Source organism: Streptomyces sp. GS7 (assembly GCF_009834125.1).
Taxonomy (GTDB): Bacteria; Actinomycetota; Actinomycetes; order Streptomycetales; family Streptomycetaceae; genus Streptomyces.
Map to the genome: position 1 here is coordinate 3,186,433 of NZ_CP047146.1, position 20,985 is coordinate 3,207,417.

A 20,985-nucleotide genomic window follows, 5' to 3' on the forward strand; every position below is an offset into this window, starting at 1 on the left:
GCAAGGACCGCGGCCCGGCCCGCGGTGCGCGGAGGGACGGAACCGACCGTGAAGATCACTGAGCCCACGCCCGGAGCGCCCTGCTGGGTGGAACTGGGCACCTCGGACGTGGACGCCGCCAAGGTGTACTACCGCCAGGTCTTCGGCTGGCGCGCCGAGACCGATCCGCGCCCCGAGGCCGGCGGCTACACGACCTTCTCGGTGGGCGACGCCCCGGTCGCCGCGGTCACCCCGCTGTACGCGCCGGGGCAGCCGACCGCCTGGACCGTCTCGTTCGCGACCCGGGACGCCGATGCGCTGGCCGCGGCCGTCACCGAGGCCGGCGGCAGGGTGCTGATGGGCCCGATGGACGTCTTCGACCTGGGCCGGTTCGCCGTACTGGCCGATCCGGCGGGGGCGGTCTTCTCGCTCTGGCAGGCCCGGGAGTTCGCCGGCGCCGGGCTGCTCAACGCGCCCGGCTCGCTCGGCTGGGTCGAACTCGCCACCGGCGACGCCGAGTCCGCCACGTCGTTCTACCCGCGGGTCTTCGGATGGACCGTCAGCGCCCATGGCAGCTATCCGCAGTGGGGCGTCGGCGGTGCCGACTTCGGCGGGATGAGCACCTTGGAGGCGCGCGACCGGGAGGACGTCCGGCCGCACTGGCTCCCGTACTTCGCGGTGGCGAGCGTGGACGCGACGGCGGCGCGCGCCGCCGAGTCCGGGGGCATGCTGCTGCTGGCTCCGACGGACGTCCCGGACGGGCCCCGGATCGCGATGGTCCGCGATCCGCAGGGTGCCGTCTTCGGCATCCACCAGGTGGGCACGGAGGGCTGACCGCTCCCGTGGCGGCGCGCCGACGGACGGGTGATTTTCCTCGTCCACCGGGCGTCGGCGGCGTCACACGATTGGCTCCCCGGTCGTCGTTTCACCACACTGCACAACTGATTTGCGCGTAATGTCCCCAACGCGCCAATCGGTGGCATTGCGCGTCAAAGGATCGCGCGTCAAGAACAGGAGACCCCCTATGTCCACGACCGACGTCTTTGTGGTCCGAGGCCAGAAGCTCGCAGCCGGTGCGGGCGCACTGACCATGGTTGTCGCCCTGGGGGCGACGCTGCTCGCGGCGGCTCCGGCGCAGGCGACCCCGCAGCCCAAGCCGCAGTCGCAGTCCCAGCCGCAGCCGCAGTCGCCGAGCGATCTCGGTGGGCCGTACGGCACCGTCACCGCCGCGCGTGGCATCTCCGAGCGCATGGCTCCGAGCACCGACGCCCCCACGAAGGGCTTCCTCCGCAACCGTGAGGGGCTCGTCCTGGAGTGCAAGGTCCGCGCCCAGGGCATCCGCGGCAACGACGTCTGGTTCCGGGTCCACGGGCACGGCTGGGTGTCGGGCAAGTACGTGACCAACAACGGCTACGTCCGGTACTGCAAGGACGTCCAGCGCACCACGGGCCGGGACAGCGACGGGGCGCGCCGCGCCGGCTGAGCCGCGACACCGAGGAGGCCCGGCGCGGCACCGCGGAGGTGCCGCGCCGGGCCGTTGTGCGCCCCGGTCGTCCGGCCGCCGCCCTTCCGTATCGCTGGAACAAGTTCTACTGTGCCCCTCGACCTGGAATCCGACGGACCGTCAGGACAAACGGGAGGGGCCGTGCACCTCGAATACACCCCGGAGCAGCAGCAGTTGCGCGCCGAGCTGCGGACCTACTTCGGCGAGCTGGTGCCGGACAACGCCTACGCCCGGTACGCCGAGCCGGCCGCCCGGAAGCGCTTCTACCGCGAGACGGTGCGCCGGCTGGGCGCGGACGGCTGGCTCGGGGTCGGCTGGCCCAAGGAGTTCGGCGGGCGCGGGATGACGCCCATGGAGCAGTTCGTCTTCTTCGACGAGGCGGCGCAGGCGGGGGTGCCGCTGCCCCTGATGGCGCTGAACACCGTCGGCCCGACGATCATGCAGTTCGGCACCGACGAGCAGAAGGCGTACTTCCTGCCCAGGATCCTCTCCGGCGAGATCGACTTCGCGATCGGCTACAGCGAACCGGACGCCGGCACCGACCTGGCCTCCCTCAAGACCCGCGCGGTGCGCGAAGGCGACGAGGAGACCGGCCGCTACGTCGTCAACGGCCAGAAGATCTGGACGACCAACGGCGACACCGCCGACTGGGTCTGGCTGGCCGTCCGCACCGCGCCCGTGGCGGACGGCGTCCCGCCGCACAAGGGCATCACCATGCTCCTGGTCCCCACCAGCGAGCCCGGCTACTCCTGCACCGTGATCGACACCCTCGCCTCGCACGACACCACCGCGAGCTACTACGAGAACATCACCGTCCCCGCCACCCGCCGGGTCGGCAGGGAGAACCAGGGCTGGCGGATCATCACCAACCAGCTCAACCACGAGCGGGTCACCCTCGCCGCCCACGGCACCATGGCCATCCGCGCGCTGCACGACGTCCAGCGCTGGGCGGCCGGGACCAAGCTCGCCGACGGCCGACGGGTCATCGACCTGGCCTGGGTCCGCGGCCGGCTGGCCCGTACGCACACCCGGCTGGACGCCATGAAGCTGCTGAACTGGCGGATGGTCGACGCGCTCCAGCAGGGCACGCTGACCCCGCAGGACGCCTCGGCGGTCAAGGTCTACGGCTCCGAGGCCCGGCGGGACGCGTACGCCTGGCTGATGGAGGTGGCGGGTGCGGCCGGTCCGCTCAAGGAGGGCTCGGCCGGCGCGGTGCTGCACGGCGAACTGGAGCGCGGCTACCGCTCCGCCGTCATCTTCACCTTCGGTGGCGGCAACAACGAGATCCAGCGCGAGATCATCTCGTGGATCGGCCTCGGGATGCCCCGCGTACGGCGCTGAGCCGGCAACGGGAGGTGCGGTGATGGCGGGTGACGAAGGGCTCTTCGGTCCGCGCTCGGTGACCTGGCAGTTGCACGGCGACCCGATGATGTGGATCGCGGGCGTCCGCGCGCTGTACCTCCAGGCGCTCCACCCGCGCGCGGTGCGCGGCGTCACCCAGAACTCGGCAGCCTTCCGTATGACCGGGCGGGGCCGGCGCGACGCCTGGGGCCGGCTGATGCGGACCGCGAACTTCGTCGGGACGGTCACGTACGGGACGACCGGCGACGCCGAGCGGGCCGGCGCCGCGGTCCGCGGGATCCACCGCAGGCTGACCGCCACCGACCCGGCCACCGGCGAGCGCTACCGCGTCGACGACCCCGCGCTGCTGCTCTGGGTGCACTGCGCGGAGGTGGACTCCTACCTCCAGGTGCTCCGCCGCTCCGGCTACCCCGTCGGCGACACCCAGGCCGACCGCTATCTGCGCGAACAGCGCGCCGGCGCCCGGCTCGTCGGCCTCGACCCGGCACAGGTCCCCGCCGACCGGGCCGCGCTGGCCGCCTACTTCGCACGCGTACGGCCCGAGCTCGCGCTCACCCCGGAAGCCCGGCTGATCGACGGCTTCCTGCGCCGCCCGCCCACCCCGGCCCCGCTCGTCCCCCTCCGCGCGCTGCTCTGGCGCCCGGTGGCGGACCTGGCGTACGGGGCGCTGCCCGCCCACGCCCACCGGCTGTACGGCCGGCCGGCACCGCCGCCCGCCGCCGTCACCCGCAGGCTGCGCGCCACCGGCCGGCTGCTGCGCGCCGTTCCGCCCGCCCTCCGCTGGCAGCTGCCGCCGAAGCACATCCTGCGCGCGGTGGCGCGGCTCGGCCCCGGTACCCGGCCAGGGCCGTAGGGAGCTGTCCGATGGGTCATGGCCGGGTCCGCGGCGCCTGGCACGGCACTCCCCCAGCTGACGCTGGGGGTGCCCCCACGCCGCGTTGCCGAACCGTCCCGATAGCTCCGCTATCAGGACGCTCCGGCGCCTTGCGCTCCGCTTCGCTCCGCCTCGGCTCTTTGGACGGTCGCCGGAAGCCGAGCTGCACCGCACCAGACGCCGCGGCCTATCCGACCCTGACCCATCGGACAGGCCCTACAAGCTCCGCGATTCCGCCGCCATACTGGACGGGCAGGGCACACAGGGGGATCCACGCGGCTGAACGCGGGGGGCGGGGGCGGCGATTCAGGATGGCGGAGAACAGACTGATCCAGGGGCGTTACCGGTTGCTCGACATCATCGGGCGCGGCGGCATGGGGGAGGTGTGGCGGGCCCGTGACGAGTCGCTGGGCCGCCAGGTCGCGGTCAAGTGCCTCAAGCCCATGGGCCAGCGGCAGGAGCCGGGGTTCCTGCGGGTGCTGCGCGAGCGCTTCCGCCGGGAAGCCCGGGTCGCCGCCGCGCTCCAGCACCGCGGCATCACCGTGGTCCACGACTTCGGCGAGGACGGCGGCATCCTCTTCATCGTCATGGAGCTGCTGAACGGCCGCAATCTCAGCCAGCTGCTGGACGACAACCGGCGCCAGCCGCTGCCCGTCGCGGACGTCATCGAGATCGCCGAACAGGTCACCGCGGCGCTCGCCTACACCCACGAACAAGCCATTGTCCACCGCGATCTGAAGCCGGCGAACATCGTCCGCACCACCGACGGCACGGTCAAGATCTGCGACTTCGGCATCGCCCGCCTCGGCCACGACATCGGCTTCACCGCCCGGCTCACCGGCACCGGCGTCGCCATGGGCAGCCCGCACTACATGTCACCCGAGCAGATCGGCGCCGGCACCGTCGACCACCGCAGCGACCTGTACTCCCTCGGCTGCGTGCTCTACGAGATCGCCACCGGCGCCCCGCCGTTCGCCGAGGGCGACGCCTGGGCGGTGCTCGTCGGACATCGCGACACCGCCCCCGAACCGCCGCGCCGGGCGCGCCCCGACCTGCCCGAGGCGTATGAGCGGATCGTCCTGGACCTGCTCGCCAAGGCGCCGGACGACCGTCCCGGGGACGCCGACGAGCTGGGCAAGCGGCTCGCCGACGCCCGCCATCGGCGCACCGTCCGGGGCCCGGGCAGCGGGTCTGGGGACGTCACGGTGCCCACCCCGTGTCTGCCCTCCTGGACGCAGGGGATCACCGTCGGCTCCCCGGCCGCCGGCGCCCGGCCGCGCCGCCGCCCGGTGTCCGACCGGGCCGCCGCGGTCCTCACCGACGCCTGGACCGTCGGCGGCGACCCGCAGCGCGGGGAGTCGTCCCCGGCTGTCGGGCTCTTCCAGCCGGCACCGGCCGAAGGCCACCACGCCACCCTCGCGGCGCTCACCGACCGTCTGGAGAGTGCCCGGCAACTGGCCGGGATCGGCCGGCACTTCGAGGCGCACCAGCTCTTCACCGAGGTGCTGGCAGGCCGGGAGCGCACCCTGGGCCCCGACCACCCCGACACGCTCGGCTGCCGCCACCACCTCGCGGTCGGGCTCGGCCGGCTGGGCCGGCTGGAGGACGGCCGGCGCACCGCCCACGAGGTGGCGGCCGCCCGCGCCCGGGTGCTCGGCGCCCACCACCCGGACACCCTGGCGAGCCGATTTCAACTCGCATCCGTCACGGGGCAGTTGGGTGCCTGGCCGGAGGCGCTGCGGACGTACCGGGAGGTCGCCGCGGCGCGCGCCGAGTCGCTGGGCCCGGACCACCCGGACACCCTCGCCGCCCGCTACGAGGTCGGCATCTGCCTGGGCCGGCTGGGGCGCAGCGCGGAGGCCCTGACGCACTACCGGGAGCTGGTGGCGGCCCGCACCCGCGCCCAGGGCGCCGACGACCCGGAGACGCTGCGCGCCCGGCACGGACTCGGTGTCAACTACGGCCGCCAGAACCGCTGGGAGGAGGCGCTGGCCGAGGCCCGCCAGGTGACCGCGGCGCGCGCCCGGGTGCTCGGCGCCGACCACCCCGACACCCTCACCAGCCGCCGGGAGACCGCCGTGGCGCTCGGCCGGCTCGGGCGCTGGGGCGATGCGCTGGAGGTCTACCGCCAGGTCGCCGACGACCGCGAACGGATCCTCGGTCCGGCCCACCTCGACGCGCTCGCCAGCCGCGGCGACCAGGCGCAGTGCCTGGAGCAACTGGGGCGCACGGACGAGGCCGCGGCCCTCTACCGCCGGGTCGCGGCGCTGCGCCAGGAGCGCGCGCGACACCGGCGGTAGCGTGCGGTTGACGGGTCGTCAGTGCGGGGTGACCCGGTAGAGCACCGTGCCGTGCGGCGGGACGTTCCGGGCGATCAGGTCCCGGCGGGTGAGCGTGGTGCGGCCGGTCACCAGATCCCGCACCCGGTACGCGCCGGCCTCCGGCAGCCCCGTGGCGCCGGCCGCGATGGACAGCGTGCGGGCCGTCTTGCCCGAGTTGAACAGCGCGACCGCCTGGTCACCGTTCTTCAGCGGCTTGGACAGCACCACGCCGTCGCCGTCCTGCTGCACGATGTGCCCCTGGATGCCCAGCGGGTCCTGGTCGACGGCGATGATCCCGCGGTTGCCCAGGATCGCCCGCGCCTGGGGGGAGAGCCTGCCGAGGTCCGTACTGGAGATCAGCGGCGCGGCCATGATCGCCCACAGCGACATCTGGCTCTGCATCTCGGCACGCGACAGCCCCACGTCACCGACCAGCAGGAAGTCGGGGTCGTTCCAGCGTCCGGGCCGCTGGAGTTCGGCCAGGTTGGCGTTGTAGCGGAAGTTGAAGGCGATGGAGGCCCACTTCTTGGCCGGGGTGCTCTGCTGCACCGCGATGTCCGCCCCGCCCCGCCACAGGTTCCCCAACTGCGCCGACCAGCCGATGACCTGGTGCCAGACCTTGTCCCCGTTGTACTGGAAGTAGGCGGGCGCGGAGATGGAGAAGGTGATGGGCCGTCCGGTGGCCCGCAGCGCCCGGCTCTGCTGGCGGTACAGGTCGTGGTACACCTGCTCCTTGCTCTGCCCCTTGGCGACCGGCACGTTGCAGCCGTCGGCCTTGAGGTAGTCGACCCCCCAGCTCGCGAACAGCTTGGCGTCCTGGGGGAAGTGCCCCAGGCTGCCCGGATACTTACCGCAGGTCAGCGTGCCGACGTCCTCGTAGATCCCGAACTTCAGGCCCAGCTTGTGGAGTTGCTGGCCGAGGTAGGCCATACCATGCGGGAACTTCGCCTTGTCCGGAACCAGTTCGCCCTTGGGGCCGCGCTGCTTGGCCATCCAGCAGTCGTCGACGGTGACGGTGCGGTAGCCGTTGTGCGCCAGCCCGCTGCGCACGAGGGCCCGCGCGTTGTCCAGGACCACCTGCTCGTTGACGTTGCACATGTAGTACGACCAGTTGTTCCAGCCCATAGGGGGCGTCGGGGCCAGGTTCGGGTACTGGCCGTCGCGCTGGGGCCCGGGTGCGCGGGCGGAGGCGGGGGCGGTGGCCGAGATCAGTCCCGCCGAGCAGGCGGCGACGGCGGTGAGTCCGGCGAGGGTGCGGCCGATGCGGGATACCGACGGATGGGACACGGGTCACCTCACGTGGTGGGTGGGACGGCCTGGTCGATCGGCCGTCGGGGCGGTTCCGGGGCGGCGCACCGCCGGACGCTAGGAGCCCGTACGGATCCGGTCAAGAAGACGCACCGGCCGAAGTGAGGCATTCAGCCGCGCGGGCCTGGCGAGCGAGATCACCGCGTGCTACCAAGGGGCATGCCGGAACGGACTTCGTATGACGCGGTCATCGTCGGCGGCGGCCACAACGGACTGGTGGCCGCCGCCTATCTCGCGCGCGCCGGGCGCAGCGTGCTGGTGCTGGAACGGCTGGACCACACCGGTGGGGCCGCCGTGTCGACGCGGGCCTTCGCCGGGGTCGACGCCCGGCTGTCCCGCTACTCCTACCTCGTCAGCCTGCTGCCGCCGAAGATCGTGCGGGACCTCGGGCTGCGCTTCGCGGTCCGCAAGCGCACCGTCTCGTCGTACACCCCCACCGTGCGCGGCGGCCGGCCCACCGGTCTGCTGGTCGGCGGCGGGCCGGACCGCACCCGCGCGTCGTTCGCCGAACTCACCGGATCGGACCGGGAGTTCGACGCCTGGCAGCGCTTCTACGACACCACCCACCGGCTCGCCGGCCGGGTCTTCCCCACCCTCACCGAACCGCTGCCCACCCGTTCCGCGCTGCGGGCCCGCATCGACGACGACGCCACCTGGCACGCCCTCTTCGAACGCCCCCTGGGCGAGTTGATCGAGGAGACGTTCGACGACGACCTGATCCGCGGGGTGGTCCTCACCGACGCCCTCATCGGCACTTTCACCACCGCCCACGACCCGTCACTCCGCCAGAACCGCTGCTTCCTCTACCACGTCATCGGCGGCGGCACCGGCGACTGGGACGTCCCGATCGGCGGGATGGGCGCCCTCACCGACGCGCTGGCCGACGCCGCCCGCCGAGCCGGCGCCGAGATCGTCACCAGCTGCCCGGTGACCGCCATCGCCACCGACGGCCGCACCGCGGAGGTCACCTGCGACCAGGGCACCATCGGGGCCCGCCGCGTCCTGGTCAACGCGGCCCCCCGGGAACTGGCCCGGCTGCTGGGCGAGTCGGAGCCGCCGCCCGCCGAAGGCGCCCAGCTCAAGGTGAACATGCTGCTCACCCGGCTGCCCCGGCTCCGGGACGCCGGCGTCGACCCGCGCGAAGCCTTCTCCGGCACCTTCCACATCGCCGAGGGATACGGCCAGTTGGAGACCGCCCACCGGCAGGCCGCAGCCGGCGAGCTGCCCGCCGCGCCGCCCTCGGAGATCTACTGCCACTCCCTGACCGACCCCTCCATCCTGGGCGCGGACCTGGTCCGCCAGGGCTACCACACCCTCACCCTGTTCGGCCTGCACACCCCCGCCCGGCTCTTCACGGCCGACACCGCCGCCAAGCCGGCGACCCGCGACCGCCTCCTCGCCGCCACCCTCGCCCAGTTGGACGCGCACCTCGCCGAACCGCTCGCCGACTGCCTGGCCCTGGACGCCGAGGGCCGGCCCTGCATCGAGGCTCGCAGCCCGCTCGACCTGGACCGTGAACTGGGCCTGCCCGGCGGCAACATCTTCCACCGCGAGCTGGCCTTCCCGTACACCGACGAGGCGGACGGCGCGGCCGGTGCCCCGGCCCGCTGGGGGGTGGCGACCGGGCACGCCAACGTCCTGCTCTGCGGCGCGGGCGCGATCCGCGGCGGGGGAGTGAGTGGGATCCCGGGGCACAACGCGGCGATGGCGGTGCTGGAGGAGGGGTGAGAGCGGCTCCGCTCTCCGGCACCGTGTTCGTCGACGGTTTCTGACGCAGCATCAGAAAATCTCTTCCCTCGTACGGCCCGCTGCGGCATCCTTCGCCCATGCAGACGGAGCTGAGCAACGCGCTGGGAGTCGAGCACGCCGTCTTCGGGTTCACGCCCTTTCCCGCGGTCGCCGCGGCGATCACCAGGGCCGGCGGGTTCGGGGTGCTCGGCGCGGTCCGCTACACCGCGCCCGGTGAACTGGCCCGCGACCTGGACTGGTTGCAGGAGCACAGCGACGGACTGCCCTACGGCCTCGATGTCGTGATGCCCGCCACGAAGGTGGCGGGCGTCACCGAGGCGGAGGTGGAGGCGATGATTCCCCCCGGGCACCGGCGGTTCGTCGACGGGATCCTGGCGAAGTACGACGTGCCGCCGCTCGCGCCGGGGGAGGCGTCGGGCTGGCGGATCACCGGCTGGATGGAACAGGTCGCCCGCACCCAGCTCGACGTCGCCTTCGACTACCCGATCAAGCTGCTGGCCAACGCCCTCGGCTCACCTCCCGCGGACGTCATCCGGCGCGCCCACGACCACGGCGTACGGGTCGCCGCGCTGGCCGGCAGCCCCCGGCACGCGCTGCACCACAAGGCCGCGGGCATCGACGTCGTCGTCGCCCAGGGTTACGAAGCCGGCGGTCACACCGGCGAGATCGCCACCATGGTGCTCACCCCCGAAGTCGTGGCCGCCGTCGCCCCGTTGCCGGTGCTGGCCGCCGGCGGCATCGGTACCGGCGAGCAGATCGCCGCCGGACTCGCCCTCGGCGCCCAGGGCGTGTGGCTCGGCTCGATCTGGCTCACCACCGAGGAGGCGGATCTGCACTCCCGGCGGCTGACCGCGAAACTGCTCGCCGCCGGACCCGGCGACACCGTCCGCTCCCGCGCCCTGACGGGCAAGCCCGCCCGCCAGCTGCGCACCGCGTGGACCGACGCCTGGGACGGCCCGGACGGCCCCGGCACCCTCCCGATGCCGCTCCAAGGACTGCTGGTCGCCGAGGCCAACTCCCGTATCCAGCGGCACGAGGTCGAGCCGCTGCTCGGCACACCGGTCGGCCAGATCGTCGGCCGGATGACCAGCGAACGCAGCGTCCAGGCCGTCTTCGACGACCTCACCCGCGGCTTCGAACGGGCCATCGACCGCATCAACCGCATCGCCGGCCGCGCCTGACCCGTTGTCCCGCCGATCCGCCCCTGCCCGAGGAGGACCCGCCCATGCCCGACACCCCCAACGGCTTCTGGGCCCAGGCCATCGCCGACCCCGGCCGGACCGTCCTGGTCGCCCCGGACGGCGAGGAATGGACCGCCGGCCGGCTGCACGCCGCCGCCAACCAGCTCGTCCACGGGCTGCGCGCGGCCGGGCTGGAACGCGGCGACGCGTTCGCCGCCGTCCTCCCCAACGGCGTCGAGTTCTTCACCGCCTATCTCGCCGCCTCCCAGGCCGGCTTCTACCTCGTGCCGGTCAACCACCACCTGGTCGGCCCCGAGATCGCCTGGATCGTCGCCGACTCCGGCGCCAAGGTGCTGATCGCCCACGAGCGGTTCGGGGAGGCCGCCCGGCAGGCCGCCGACGAGGCCGGGCTGCCGGCCGGGCGGCGGTACGCCGTCGGAACCGTCGACGGCTTCCGCCCGTACTCCGAACTCCTCGGCGGGCAGGCGGAGTCCGCTCCCGCCGGACGGACCCTCGGCTGGGTGATGAACTACACCTCGGGCACCACAGGACGCCCCCGCGGCATCCGCCGCCCGCTGCCCGGCAAGCCTCCCGAGGAGACCTACCTGGGCGGCTTCCTCGCCATCTTCGGCATCCTGCCGTTCGACGACAACGTCCATCTGGTCTGCTCGCCGCTCTACCACACGGCGGTACTCCAATTCGCCGGCGCCTCCCTGCACATCGGCCACCGCGTCGTCCTGATGGACAGGTGGACGCCCGAGGAGATGCTGCGCGCCGTCGACCGGCACCGCTGCACCCACACCCATATGGTCCCGACCCAGTTCCACCGGCTCCTCGCCCTGCCGGAGGAGGTGCGGTCGGCGTACGACGTGTCCTCGATGCGGCATGCCGTCCACGGCGCCGCGCCCTGCCCCGACCACGTCAAACGCGCCATGATCGAGTGGTGGGGCGGCTGCGTCGAGGAGTACTACGCGGCCAGTGAGGGCGGCGGCGCCTTCGCCACCGCCGAGGAATGGCTGAAGAAGCCCGGTACGGTAGGCCGCGCCTGGCCCATCAGCGAACTCGCCGTCTTCGACGACGCCGGCAACCGGCTGCCGGCCGGTCGACTCGGCACCGTCTACATGAAGATGAGCACCGGCGGATTCTCGTACCACAAGGACGAGGGCAAGACCCGGAAGAACCGCATCGGCGACTTCTTCACCGTCGGCGACCTGGGCCTCCTCGACGAGGACGGCTACCTCTTCCTCCGCGACCGCAAGATCGACATGATCATCTCCGGCGGGGTCAACATCTACCCCGCCGAGATCGAAGCGGCCCTGCTCGCCCACCCCGCCGTCGCCGACGCCGCCGCCTTCGGTATCCCGCACGACGACTGGGGCGAGGAGGTCAAGGCGGTCGTCGAGCCCGCCGAGGGGTACCCGGCCGGGCCGGCGCTCGCCGCCGAGATCCTCGCCCACTGCGCGCGCCGACTCGCCGGCTACAAGCGCCCGCGCTCGGTCGACTTCACCGAGGCCATGCCCCGCGACCCCAACGGCAAGCTCTACAAGCGGCGGCTCCGCGACCCGTACTGGGCGGGCCGGGAGCGCGCCGTGTAGCCGTTCCGGGGGCGCCTCCCCGGATTCCTCAGCGCTCGGCGACCCGTACGACGCGCAGCTGCGGCGAGGCCAGGATGTCCCGCTCGCAGAACCGCTCCCGCACCATCCGCCCGGCCGAGAACAGCCGCGTCTGATCGCTGTGGTGCGGGGAGTTCGGGTCGGACGACTGCGCGTACGTCAGGAGCGTACGGGCCACCGGGCAGCCGCTGCCGTCGAAGCCGACCGCCTGGAGGAAACTGGAACCGGTGCTCACCTCGGTGTAGCCGCCCCGCGCGGCATCCCAGACGCCCTCGACCTTGTTCCACACCCCGAGCCGCTCGGTACCCCCGCCGAGCGGGATGCGCCGGCCGTCGCGGACCACGAACTGGTGGTCGCCCAGCGGCGCGTCCAACGGGATGCCGGCCGCGCGCAGTTCGCCCACCGCGTCGGCCAGCGCCCGGCCGAATCCGGGCTCCGAGGTGTCGAGGGTGTTCGGGGTGGCCACCGGGTCGGCGGCCGAGAACGGCACCCGCCACAGCCGCTGCGGCGGCACGCCGTCGGTCAGCTGCCGCCAGAAGCGGTCGAAGAGCAGGGCGCCCCTGCTGCCGGCCCGCATCGTCCGGTCCCAGCTGCGGATCACCCGGCAGGCCGCGGTGACGTCAACGGCCTTGCCCGTACTGCTTGTTGCCGTGCCATGGGGCAGTGCCGCACAGGCCCGCGCGGTGTCGGCCGCGGCCAGCGCGCCGGCCGGTGCGCGGTCGGCGAACTGCCGGCGCTGGAGGTCGCCCACGGTCAGCCCGCCGTGCGCCGCCATGGCAGAGACGTCCTCGATGGCGCCGCGGGTGCGCAGGGTGCGCGGGGTCGCCGTCGGACCGAAGATCCGCGGATAGCCGGTCAGCGGATGGTCGGCGTTGGTCAGCCAGGCGCTGTCGTTCGAATTCTCCACGCAGGGCGCGTCCTTGAGCGTGGGCATCGCGGACGGCCCGAAGACGCCCGGCTGCACCGCGTCGGGGTCGCGGCCGAGGGCGCAGCCGGCCCGCGAACCGTCCAGCACGGCAAGGCCGGTGGCGGGGTAGGTGGTGCGCCCGAGCGCCGTGGAGCAGCGCCGCGCGAGGGCGTCGGTGATCCGCGGGAGGACCTGCGACTGGCTGTAGAGGGTGTGCCCGGCGGCGTCGGCGGCGACGGTGTTCGTCCAGGGGAGCCCCTGGGTACGGCGCAGCGACCGGGCGACGCCGTCCACCCCGGTGGCCCTGCTGAAGCCGAGGGCGGTGTCCTGGGCCCGCAGGTTGGCCGCGTTGGGGTCGTTGAGCGCGTACGCCGTCGCGGCGGTCCAGGGGAGCCGCAGCGGCCCGAGCGAGGTCAGCACCGGCCCGTAGCGGGTCCACCACTGGGTGCGGGTGACGTCCGAGCCGCCCTGCACCGGGACGGTGACCCTGCGCCGGGTCATCCGTTCGGGGACGCCGCCCACGAGATAGACGGTCGGGTCGGACGGGTCCAGGGTGAGCTGATGCAGATTCATCGGCACGCCGGTGGCGACCGTATGGCTCCAGGCGATGCGGGAGTTGTGCCCGATGGAGAGGGTCACCGAGCCGAGCAGCGAGGCACCGGACGCGTCGAGTTCGCCGGGGATGGTGACCTGCGACTCCCAGAAGCGCCGGCCACCTGCCCACGGGTAGTGCGGGTTGCCGAGCAGCAGCCCGCGCCCGTTCGCGGTCGTCGAGCCCCGGAACGCCACGGCGTTGGAGCCCATGTCGGAGCCGTCCTGGGAGAAGAAGGCCCGAAGTCCGGTGGTGTCCGGCGCGTCGGTCGTGCCGTGCGCGGCGGGTGCGGGGCGCGCGGCGGGGGAGTCGGCGGGCGGCCGGGCGGCGGTGATGCCGTCCACCGCCTTGCCCTGGCCGCCGAGCACGGCCAGCGCGTAACTGCGCCGGGCCACGTCGAGGGTGGTCACCGGCCGCACCCACGGGCGGCCCGCGCACGCCGGGTCGCGGACCCGGTGCTGCCGCAGCCAGGCGTCGTAACCGGCGGCCCAGCCCCGCATCAGCTCCCTGACCTGGTCACTCGGCCCGGCCGGTGCCGGTCTGCGCAGCAGCTTCTCCACCGTCCCGGCGTCGCGGACGCCCGCGAAGTACAGATCGCTGGAGAGGTTGCTGCCCGCCGACGACAGCGACTGGTCGGGGGCAGCCGCCGCACCGAAGTAGCGCGAGCGCTCGCCGCGTACGGTCACGAAGCCGTCGGCCAGGGTGCACACCTGGTCCGCGGCCTGCGCCCAGCCCTCCCCGAACCCGAGGTCCGGGTAGTCCTTGGCGACGATGTGCGGAATGCCGTACTCGGTGAAGCGGATGACGGCCGAGAGTCCGCCGGCCGACGGATACCGGGACCCGCCGGCCGCCGCCGCACCCGGGGGCGGTGGGGCCGCCGTCGCCAGCAGGGCCACCCCGGCGAGTGCGAGGGTTCTCAGGCGGTTGCGCATGATTTCTCCCAACGGACGTGAGAGCAAAGGAGGTTGAGCGTACCAAGCGGTCGGTCATCCGGTACCCCTCATGCCGAACCGGGCTGCACGGACCGCGCGCCGCCGCCGCCCGGCGCCTTGACCCGCCCTCGGCCGCGCCCCAGGATCGCCGCATGACGCAAGCGCGGAGCAACACGGTCGACGGAGTCCTGCGGCGCAGCGCCCGGCGGGTGCCGGAGCGCACGGCGGTGCGCTACGGACCGCGGAGCTGGACCTATCGCGAACTGGACGCCGCGGTCAGCGCCGCGGCCCGGGTGCTGCTGGCGGCGGGGCCGCGGGCGGGCGACCGGGTGGCCTCCTACGGGCGCAACTCCGACGCGTATCTGATCGGTTTCCTGGCCTGCTCCCGCGCCGGACTGGTACACGTACCGGTCAACCACGGCCTCACCGGCGAGGACCTGGACTACCTCCTGACCCAGTCGGGCAGCACGCTGGTGCTCACCGACCCGGCGCTGGCGCACCAACTTCCCGCATCGGTACGCACGTTGCCGCTGTACGGCGCGCCCGACGGGCTGCTGGAGCAGATCGCCGGGGCGTGCGGCGCACCGGACGGGGAGCCCGACGAGGACCCCGGCGACCCGACCGCCGCCGGGTCCGGCGACGCCCTCGTCCAGTTGCTCTACACCTCGGGAACCACCGCCCTCCCCAAAGGGGCGATGATGACCCACAGCGCGCTGGTGCACGAGTACACCAGCGCGATCGTCGCCCTCGACCTCAAGGAGAGCGACCGGCCGGTGCACTCGCTGCCCCTCTACCACTCCGCGCAGATGCATGTGTTCCTGCTGCCCTATCTGGCGGTCGGCGCGGAGAACACCATCCTCGACGGGCCCGACCCGGACCGGATCTTCGAACTGGTGGAATCCGGCCTGGCGGACAGCCTGTTCGCCCCGCCGACGGTCTGGATCGCGCTCGCCGGCCACCCCGGCTTCGCCGTCCGGGAGCTGAGCGGGCTCCGCAAGGCGTACTACGGTGCGTCGATCATGCCGGTGCCCGTCCTGGAGCGGTTGCGCGCCCGGCTTCCCGGACTGGCGTTCTACAACTGCTTCGGGCAGAGCGAGATCGGGCCGCTGGCCACCGTCCTCGGCCCCGACGAGCACGAGGGCCGGATGGACTCCTGCGGGCGCCCGGTGCTGTTCGTGGAGGCACGGGTGGTCGACGAGCACGGCCGGGAGGTGCCGGACGGCACCCGGGGCGAGGTCGTCTACCGCTCGCCGCAGCTGTGCAGCGGGTACTGGGACAAGCCGGCGGAGACCGCCGAGGCGTTCCGGGGCGGCTGGTTCCACTCCGGGGACCTGGCCGTCCGCGACGCGGAGGGCTACTTCACCGTGGTCGACAGGGTCAAGGACGTGATCAACTCCGGCGGTGTCCTGGTCGCCTCGCGCCAGGTGGAGGACGTGCTCTACGAGCATCCGCAGGTCGCCGAGGTCGCGGTCATCGGGCTGCCGGACGAGCGCTGGATCGAGGCGGTGACCGCGGTCGTCGTCCGGCGCACCGGCGGCGCGGACGGCGGCGGAGCGGACGGCGGCGACGCCGGGGTGGGGGAGGCGGAGCTGATCGCCGCGGCCCGCGCCCGGCTGGCTCCGTTCAAGATCCCCAAGCGGGTGGTGTTCGTGGACGCGCTGCCGCGGAACGCCAGCGGCAAGGTGCTCAAGCGCGAGCTGCGGGAGCGGTTCGGCACTCCCTGAGCGGCGCGCGGAGGGCGGCTGTCAGTGCCCCCTGCCATGCTGGGAACCGGCACTGACCACCGCGCGATGGGAGCACCTCTGATGTTGACGACCCACTTCGTCCCGGGCTCGCCGAACTGGCTCGACCTCGGCGCACCCGACGTCGACGCCGCCGCGGCCTTCTACTCCGCGGTGTTCGGCTGGACCTTCCAGTCGGCCGGCCCGGAAGGCGGCGGCTACGGCTTCTTCCAGCTCGACGGCAGGACGGTCGGCGCGGTCGGCCCGCTGACGGAGGAGGGCGCGAGCCCGGCCTGGACGCCGTACTTCCACACCGCGGACGCGGACGCCACCTGCAAGGCGGTGGAGCAGGCCGGCGGCCGGGTCCGGGTCGCGCCGACGGACGTCTTCACCGCCGGCCGGCTGGCCATGCTCACCGACCCGACGGGCGCCGACTTCGCCGTCTGGCAGCCGGGCGACGTCAAGGGCCTGGACGTGGTCATGGAGCCGAACGCCCTCTGCTGGACGGAGCTGTACACCACCGACGCCGCCGCGGCCAAGGACTTCTACGGTGCCGTCTTCTCCTGGAGTTACACGGACGCGCCGATGGGCGGCGACATGGTCTACACCCTCGCCTCCGCACCCGGCGCCGGCCAGGGCGACGACACCGCGCACGGTGGCATCCTGCAGCTCCAGCAGGTCCACCTGGACGCCGGTTCGACGTCCGAGTGGCACCCCTATTTCGGCGTGGCCGACTGCGACGCCACCTTCAACACCGCCGTCCAGCACGGCGCCACGCCGCTCATCCCCCCGATGAACACCCCCGGTGTCGGCCGCCTGGCGATGCTGATGGATCCGGCGGGCGCCCCCTTCGCGCTGATCAAGGGGGATCCGTCGACGACCTGACGTCACCCGTCCCGGCGGGCGTCCACGATGCGCTTGAACTTCCCCACCGACCGTTCCAGCGTCTCCGGGTCGAGGATCTCGACCGCGACCGAGACCCCGATACCGTCCTTCACGCCCCGGGCGATCCGGTCGGCGGCCGCCGTACGGTCCTCGGGAGTCGCGTCCGGCCGGGCCTCGGCCCGTACGGTCAGCCGGTCCATCCGGCCCTCGCGGGTCAGCCGGAGCTGGAAGTGCGGGGCGACGCCGGGGGTGCGCAGCACGATCTCCTCGACCTGCGCGGGGAAGAGGTTGACCCCGCGCAGGATGATCATGTCGTCGCTGCGCCCGGTGATCCTCGCCATGCGGCGGAAGGCCGGGCGAGCGGTGCCGGGCAGCAGCCGGGTCAGGTCCCGGGTGCGGTAGCGGACGACCGGCATGGCCTCTTTGGTGAGGGAGGTGAAGACCAGCTCGCCGTGCTCGCCGTCCGGCAGCACCTCGCCGGTGATCGGGTCGACGACCTCCGGGTAGAAGTGGTCCTCCCAGATGTGGAGGCCGTCCTTGGTCTCCACGCACTCCTGGGCGACGCCGGGCCCCATGACCTCCGACAGGCCGTAGATGTCCACGGCGTCGATCGCGAACCGCTCCTCGATCTCCCGGCGCATCTCCTCCGTCCACGGCTCGGCGCCGAAGATGCCCACCTGGAGCGAGGTCTTGCGGGGGTCGACGCCCTGCCGCTCGAACTCGTCCAGCAGGGTCAGCATGTAGGTGGGCGTCACCATGATGATCTCCGGGCGGAAGTCCTGGATGATCTGCACCTGGCGGCTGGTCATCCCGCCGGACGCCGGCACGACCGTGCAGCCGAGCCGCTCCGCGCCGTAGTGTGCGCCCAGCCCGCCGGTGAACAGCCCGTATCCGTAGGCGATATGGACGGTGTGGCCGGGGCGCCCGCCGGCCGCGTGGATGGACCGGGCCACCACGTCCGCCCAGTGCGACAGATCGCGCTCGGTGTAGCCGACGACCGTCGGGCGCCCGGTGGTGCCGCTCGACGCGTGGATGCGCCGTACCTCGCTCCTGGGGACGGCGAACATCCCGAACGGATACTGCGCCCGCAGATCGTCCTTGACCGTGAACGGGAAGCGCGCGAGATCATCCAGCGAGCGGCAGTCCTCGGGCCGCACGCCCGCCCGGTCGAAGGACTCCCGGTAGAAGGGGACGCGCTCGTACGCGTGCCGCAACGTGGCCTGCAGCCGGGCGAGTTGCCGTGCGCGCAGGGCGTCCGGAGAGAGCCGCTCGGCATCGTCGAACCCCCCGGCCTGTCCGGACGTCCCGCTGCCCGCAGCCGCTTGTGGCATGGAGTCTCACCGCCTCGTGTACCTACCGATCATTCGGTAGCCGCATGCGGATCCAAGTAATCAGCGCGCGGCGACCACGTCAAGGGGCCTGCCGCAAGCAGCCCCAGGCCAGTGTCCCGGCGCTGGGCGGCGTACGGAAGGCGCAGGTCGGTGACGTCCGGCCGGCATACCGGGCGCGGGGGCGGCGGCGCCCGTGCGATCCGCCGTCGAGGGCGCGGGCCGACCCGTCCACGAGGAGCGGCCGGGGAGTTCCCGGCGGCGGTGGCGCCGTTCCCGGCGGGGTGCGCGGCGAGGGCTGACGGTGGGTCAGGAGGGCTGGCCGGCCGGCCCGGTGGTGTCCGCACCCCCGACGGGCCGTAGGCTCCATCTGCCCGCACGCCTCCCGTAGTGACGAGAAAGGCCGACCGTGCAGCCGACTTCCTCCCTGCGCCGTACGTTGCTCGCCGGTGTCACCGCGGCGGCGCTGTTCGCCGGGGCCGGCGGTGCCGTCGCGGCGCCCTGTGCCGCGCCCGGCGGCGGTGCCCCGGCCGCGACCGCCGGCGCCCCGGCCGCCCGCACCGCACCCGCCCCGTACGACCGGCTGCGGCCCCTGGCCGCGCTCTCCGAGGAGCGGCTGGCCACCGCCGATGCGGTGGCCGCGGCGAAGTGGGGCACCGACAGCCCGATCGACGACCCGGCGCGCGAGCGGCAGGTGCTGGACGCCGTGTCGCAGCAGGCCCGGCGGCTGGGCGCCGACCCGGAGACGACGGTGCGGATCTTCCGGGACCAGATCGAGGCGAACAAGGTCGTGCAGCGGGGGCTGTATCGCCGGTGGGCCGCGGATCCGTCGCAGGCGCCGACCGGCCGGCCGGATCTCGCCCGGGTCCGCCAGGAGATCAACCGCATCAACGGCGAGCTGGTGCGGGCCATCGCCGCGTCCCCGCAGGCGCGTTCGGCCCCCGGGTGTGTGCCGTGGCTCGCGGTGGCCGCGGTGCGGGTCGGCCATCGGCGCCACCTGGACGTCCTGCACGCGGTGGGGCTGGCCCGGTCGCTGCGGTCGGTCTGCGGAGACTGAGTCGCGGCCCCGGCTCTCACGCCCCCCGCTCGCCCGACACCACGGCCTTCGCCCAGCGGTAGTCCGCCTTGCCGCTGGGCGAGCGCTGGATGCGGTCGGTGAAGACGACGTCGCGCGGGATCTTGTAGCCGGCGAGCCGGGCCCGGCAGTGGGCCTGGATCCCCGCGGCGTCCAGCACGTCCGCCCCGTCGCGGAGCTGGACGACGGCGGCGACGCGATGGCCCCAGCGCTCGTCGGGAACACCCGCCACCAGTGCGTCATACACATCCGGATGGGACTTCAGGGCCTGCTCGACCTCCTCCGGATAGACCTTCTCGCCACCGGAGTTGATGCACTGCGAGCCGCGGCCCAGGACGGTGACGACGCCCTGCGCGTCGACGGTCGCCATGTCGCCGAGCAGCACCCATCGGTCGCCGTGCGCCTCGAAGAACGTCTCGGCGGTCTTGGCGGGGTCGTTGTGGTAGCCGAGCGGTACGTGGCCGCGCAGGGCGATGCGGCCCGGCTCGCCGACCGCCACCGGCTCGTGGCTGACCGGATCCACCACCGCCGTACGGGAGTTGACGTTCAGCCGGAAACCGTTCCGCGGCCCCGAGTCGTTTGTCGCGGTGCCGTTGAAGCCGGACTCGGAGGAGCCGAAGTTGTTCAGCAGCATCGCGTCCGGGACCAGAGCGCCGAACTGCGCGCGCACCGTCTCGGAGAGGATCGCGCCGGAGCTGCTGACGCTGAGGAGGGAGGAGCAGTCCGCCCCCTTGAGGGGGCCGCCGAGCGCGTCGACGAGGGGGCGCAGCATCGCGTCACCGACCAGCGAGACGCTGGTGACCCGCTCCCGCTCGACGGTGCGCAGAACCTCTTCGGGCACGTACTTGCGGTGGAGGACGACCTTCTGGCCGAAGTGGAAGGCGATGAACGCGGTGAGGGTGGAGGTGCCGTGCATCAGCGGCGGCGTCGGGAAGAAGACGAGGCCGTCACCGCCGGCCGCGACCCGTTCGGCCAGTTCCGCGGGGCGCCCGACCGGCTCTCCGGTCGGTGCGCCGCCGCCCATCCCGGAGAAGAAGATGTCCTCGTGGCGCCACACCACACCCTTGGGCATGCCGGTGGTGCCGCCGGTGTAGATGACGATCCGGTCGTCGGCGGAGCGGGGGCCGAAGCCGCGCTCCGGCGAACCGGCCGCCTCGGCGTCCGCGAGCGGGACGGGGGCGGGCCGCGGCTCGGGGGCGCCGGGGGGCGGGGTGCCGACCCGGACCAGGTGCCGCAGCTTCGTCGTCTGCGGCAGGGCGGCGGCGACCCGTTCGGTGAACTCCGCGTCGAAGACCAGCGCCACCAGGTCGGCGTCGCGGTAGAGGTAGACCAACTCCTCTTCGACGTAGCGGTAGTTGACGTTCACCGGCACGGCACGGATCTTCAGGCAGGCGTAGGCGGCCTGGACGTACTCGACGCCGTTGTAGAGGTGCAGCCCGACGTGGTCGCCGGGGCCGATGCCGCGGTCGGCGAGGTGGTGGGCGAGGCGGTTGGCGGCGCGGTCGAGCTGCGCGTAGGTCAGCCGCCGCTCCGCGCCGGTGCCGGGATGGTCGAGGTACACCAGCGCCTCGCGGTCCGGGACCGTGTCGACGATCGACTCGAAGAGGTCGGCAAGGTTGTACTCCACGTCTCCTCCAGATCGCGCGGACGGCGG

The 20,985-nt window shown here is 73.3% G+C and carries 15 protein-coding genes; 11 read left to right on the forward strand and 4 right to left on the reverse strand.

Annotated features, from left to right (window positions below):
* Positions 1 to 48: 48 nt before the first annotated feature.
* The 5 genes from GR130_RS13900 (at position 49) to GR130_RS13920 (ending at position 6,019) form a co-directional block, all read left to right on the forward strand.
* The gene (locus GR130_RS13900; protein ID WP_159505010.1) at positions 49 to 813 is read left to right on the forward strand and encodes a VOC family protein; all 765 of its coding nucleotides are present in this window, start codon (positions 49 to 51) and stop codon (positions 811 to 813) included.
* A 190-nt stretch (positions 814 to 1,003) separates the two neighbouring features.
* Positions 1,004 to 1,462: an SH3 domain-containing protein gene (locus tag GR130_RS13905; RefSeq protein WP_159505011.1), complete on the forward strand. Its 459-nt coding sequence runs from the start codon at positions 1,004 to 1,006 to the stop codon at positions 1,460 to 1,462.
* A 162-nt stretch (positions 1,463 to 1,624) separates the two neighbouring features.
* Positions 1,625 to 2,824 carry an acyl-CoA dehydrogenase family protein gene (locus GR130_RS13910; protein WP_159505012.1) on the forward strand — a complete coding sequence of 400 codons (1,200 nt, stop codon included), beginning with the start codon at positions 1,625 to 1,627 and terminating at the stop codon, positions 2,822 to 2,824.
* Positions 2,825 to 2,846: 22 nt separating this feature from the next.
* A complete protein-coding gene (locus tag GR130_RS13915) occupies positions 2,847 to 3,698 on the forward strand; it encodes an oxygenase MpaB family protein (protein WP_159505013.1) in 852 nt (283 codons plus the stop codon).
* A gap of 332 nt (positions 3,699 to 4,030) precedes the next feature.
* Positions 4,031 to 6,019 (forward strand): serine/threonine-protein kinase, encoded by a 1,989-nt coding sequence (locus tag GR130_RS13920; protein ID WP_159505014.1) that lies wholly within the window; start codon positions 4,031 to 4,033, stop codon positions 6,017 to 6,019.
* A gap of 18 nt (positions 6,020 to 6,037) precedes the next feature.
* On the opposite strand, the gene GR130_RS13925 is transcribed toward GR130_RS13920, so the two are convergent.
* The gene (locus GR130_RS13925) at positions 6,038 to 7,327 is read right to left on the reverse strand and encodes a glycoside hydrolase family 27 protein (RefSeq protein WP_159505015.1); all 1,290 of its coding nucleotides are present in this window, start codon (positions 7,325 to 7,327) and stop codon (positions 6,038 to 6,040) included.
* 180 nt (positions 7,328 to 7,507) lie between these two features.
* On the opposite strand from GR130_RS13925, the gene GR130_RS13930 reads away from it, so the two are divergent.
* From GR130_RS13930 to GR130_RS13940, 3 genes are all read left to right on the forward strand, one after another.
* Entirely contained in the window at positions 7,508 to 9,076 is a 1,569-nt protein-coding gene (locus tag GR130_RS13930) for a phytoene desaturase family protein (RefSeq protein WP_159505016.1), read from the forward strand.
* Positions 9,077 to 9,174: 98 nt separating this feature from the next.
* Positions 9,175 to 10,278, forward strand: coding sequence for an NAD(P)H-dependent flavin oxidoreductase (locus GR130_RS13935; RefSeq protein WP_159505017.1), 1,104 nt, complete (start codon positions 9,175 to 9,177; stop codon positions 10,276 to 10,278).
* Between the two features lie 44 nt (positions 10,279 to 10,322).
* Entirely contained in the window at positions 10,323 to 11,873 is a 1,551-nt protein-coding gene (locus tag GR130_RS13940; protein ID WP_159505018.1) for an acyl-CoA synthetase, read from the forward strand.
* A 28-nt stretch (positions 11,874 to 11,901) separates the two neighbouring features.
* On the opposite strand, the gene GR130_RS13945 is transcribed toward GR130_RS13940, so the two are convergent.
* Positions 11,902 to 14,322, reverse strand: coding sequence for a penicillin acylase family protein (locus GR130_RS13945; RefSeq protein ID WP_159505019.1), 2,421 nt, complete (start codon positions 14,320 to 14,322; stop codon positions 11,902 to 11,904).
* Positions 14,323 to 14,474: 152 nt separating this feature from the next.
* Here GR130_RS13945 and GR130_RS13950 point away from each other — a divergent pair, with 152 nt between their 5' ends.
* On the forward strand, positions 14,475 to 16,046 hold the full coding sequence (locus GR130_RS13950) for a fatty acyl-CoA synthetase (protein ID WP_159505020.1): 1,572 nt from the start codon (positions 14,475 to 14,477) through the stop codon (positions 16,044 to 16,046).
* Between the two features lie 81 nt (positions 16,047 to 16,127).
* A complete protein-coding gene (locus GR130_RS13955) occupies positions 16,128 to 16,928 on the forward strand; it encodes a VOC family protein (RefSeq protein WP_159505021.1) in 801 nt (266 codons plus the stop codon).
* Positions 16,929 to 16,930: 2 nt separating this feature from the next.
* Here GR130_RS13955 and paaK read toward each other — a convergent pair whose 3' ends face one another.
* Complete coding sequence (gene paaK, locus GR130_RS13960) at positions 16,931 to 18,259, reverse strand: phenylacetate--CoA ligase PaaK (protein ID WP_159505022.1); 1,329 nt, start codon at positions 18,257 to 18,259, stop codon at positions 16,931 to 16,933.
* Positions 18,260 to 18,665: 406 nt separating this feature from the next.
* Between paaK and GR130_RS13965 the strand changes: the two genes are divergently transcribed.
* Positions 18,666 to 19,313 (forward strand): chorismate mutase, encoded by a 648-nt coding sequence (locus tag GR130_RS13965; RefSeq protein WP_159505023.1) that lies wholly within the window; start codon positions 18,666 to 18,668, stop codon positions 19,311 to 19,313.
* A gap of 16 nt (positions 19,314 to 19,329) precedes the next feature.
* On the opposite strand, the gene GR130_RS13970 is transcribed toward GR130_RS13965, so the two are convergent.
* On the reverse strand, positions 19,330 to 20,958 hold the full coding sequence (locus GR130_RS13970) for an acyl-CoA synthetase (RefSeq protein ID WP_159505024.1): 1,629 nt from the start codon (positions 20,956 to 20,958) through the stop codon (positions 19,330 to 19,332).
* Positions 20,959 to 20,985 lie beyond the last annotated feature (27 nt).

What these genes read in the sequence shown, in the direction of transcription:
- GR130_RS13905 (WP_159505011.1), top strand. Translation starts at nt 1,004, where the DNA reads ATGTCCACGACCGACGTCTTTGTGGTCCGAGGCCAGAAGCTCGCAGCC.
- GR130_RS13915 (WP_159505013.1), top strand. Translation starts at nt 2,847, where the DNA reads ATGGCGGGTGACGAAGGGCTCTTCGGTCCGCGCTCGGTGACCTGGCAG.
- GR130_RS13920 (WP_159505014.1), top strand. Translation starts at nt 4,031, where the DNA reads ATGGCGGAGAACAGACTGATCCAGGGGCGTTACCGGTTGCTCGACATC.
- GR130_RS13930 (WP_159505016.1), top strand. Translation starts at nt 7,508, where the DNA reads ATGCCGGAACGGACTTCGTATGACGCGGTCATCGTCGGCGGCGGCCAC.
- GR130_RS13935 (WP_159505017.1), top strand. Translation starts at nt 9,175, where the DNA reads ATGCAGACGGAGCTGAGCAACGCGCTGGGAGTCGAGCACGCCGTCTTC.
- GR130_RS13940 (WP_159505018.1), top strand. Translation starts at nt 10,323, where the DNA reads ATGCCCGACACCCCCAACGGCTTCTGGGCCCAGGCCATCGCCGACCCC.
- GR130_RS13945 (WP_159505019.1), bottom strand. Translation starts at nt 14,322, where the DNA reads ATGCGCAACCGCCTGAGAACCCTCGCACTCGCCGGGGTGGCCCTGCTG.
- GR130_RS13950 (WP_159505020.1), top strand. Translation starts at nt 14,475, where the DNA reads ATGACGCAAGCGCGGAGCAACACGGTCGACGGAGTCCTGCGGCGCAGC.
- GR130_RS13955 (WP_159505021.1), top strand. Translation starts at nt 16,128, where the DNA reads ATGTTGACGACCCACTTCGTCCCGGGCTCGCCGAACTGGCTCGACCTC.
- paaK (WP_159505022.1), bottom strand. Translation starts at nt 18,259, where the DNA reads ATGCCACAAGCGGCTGCGGGCAGCGGGACGTCCGGACAGGCCGGGGGG.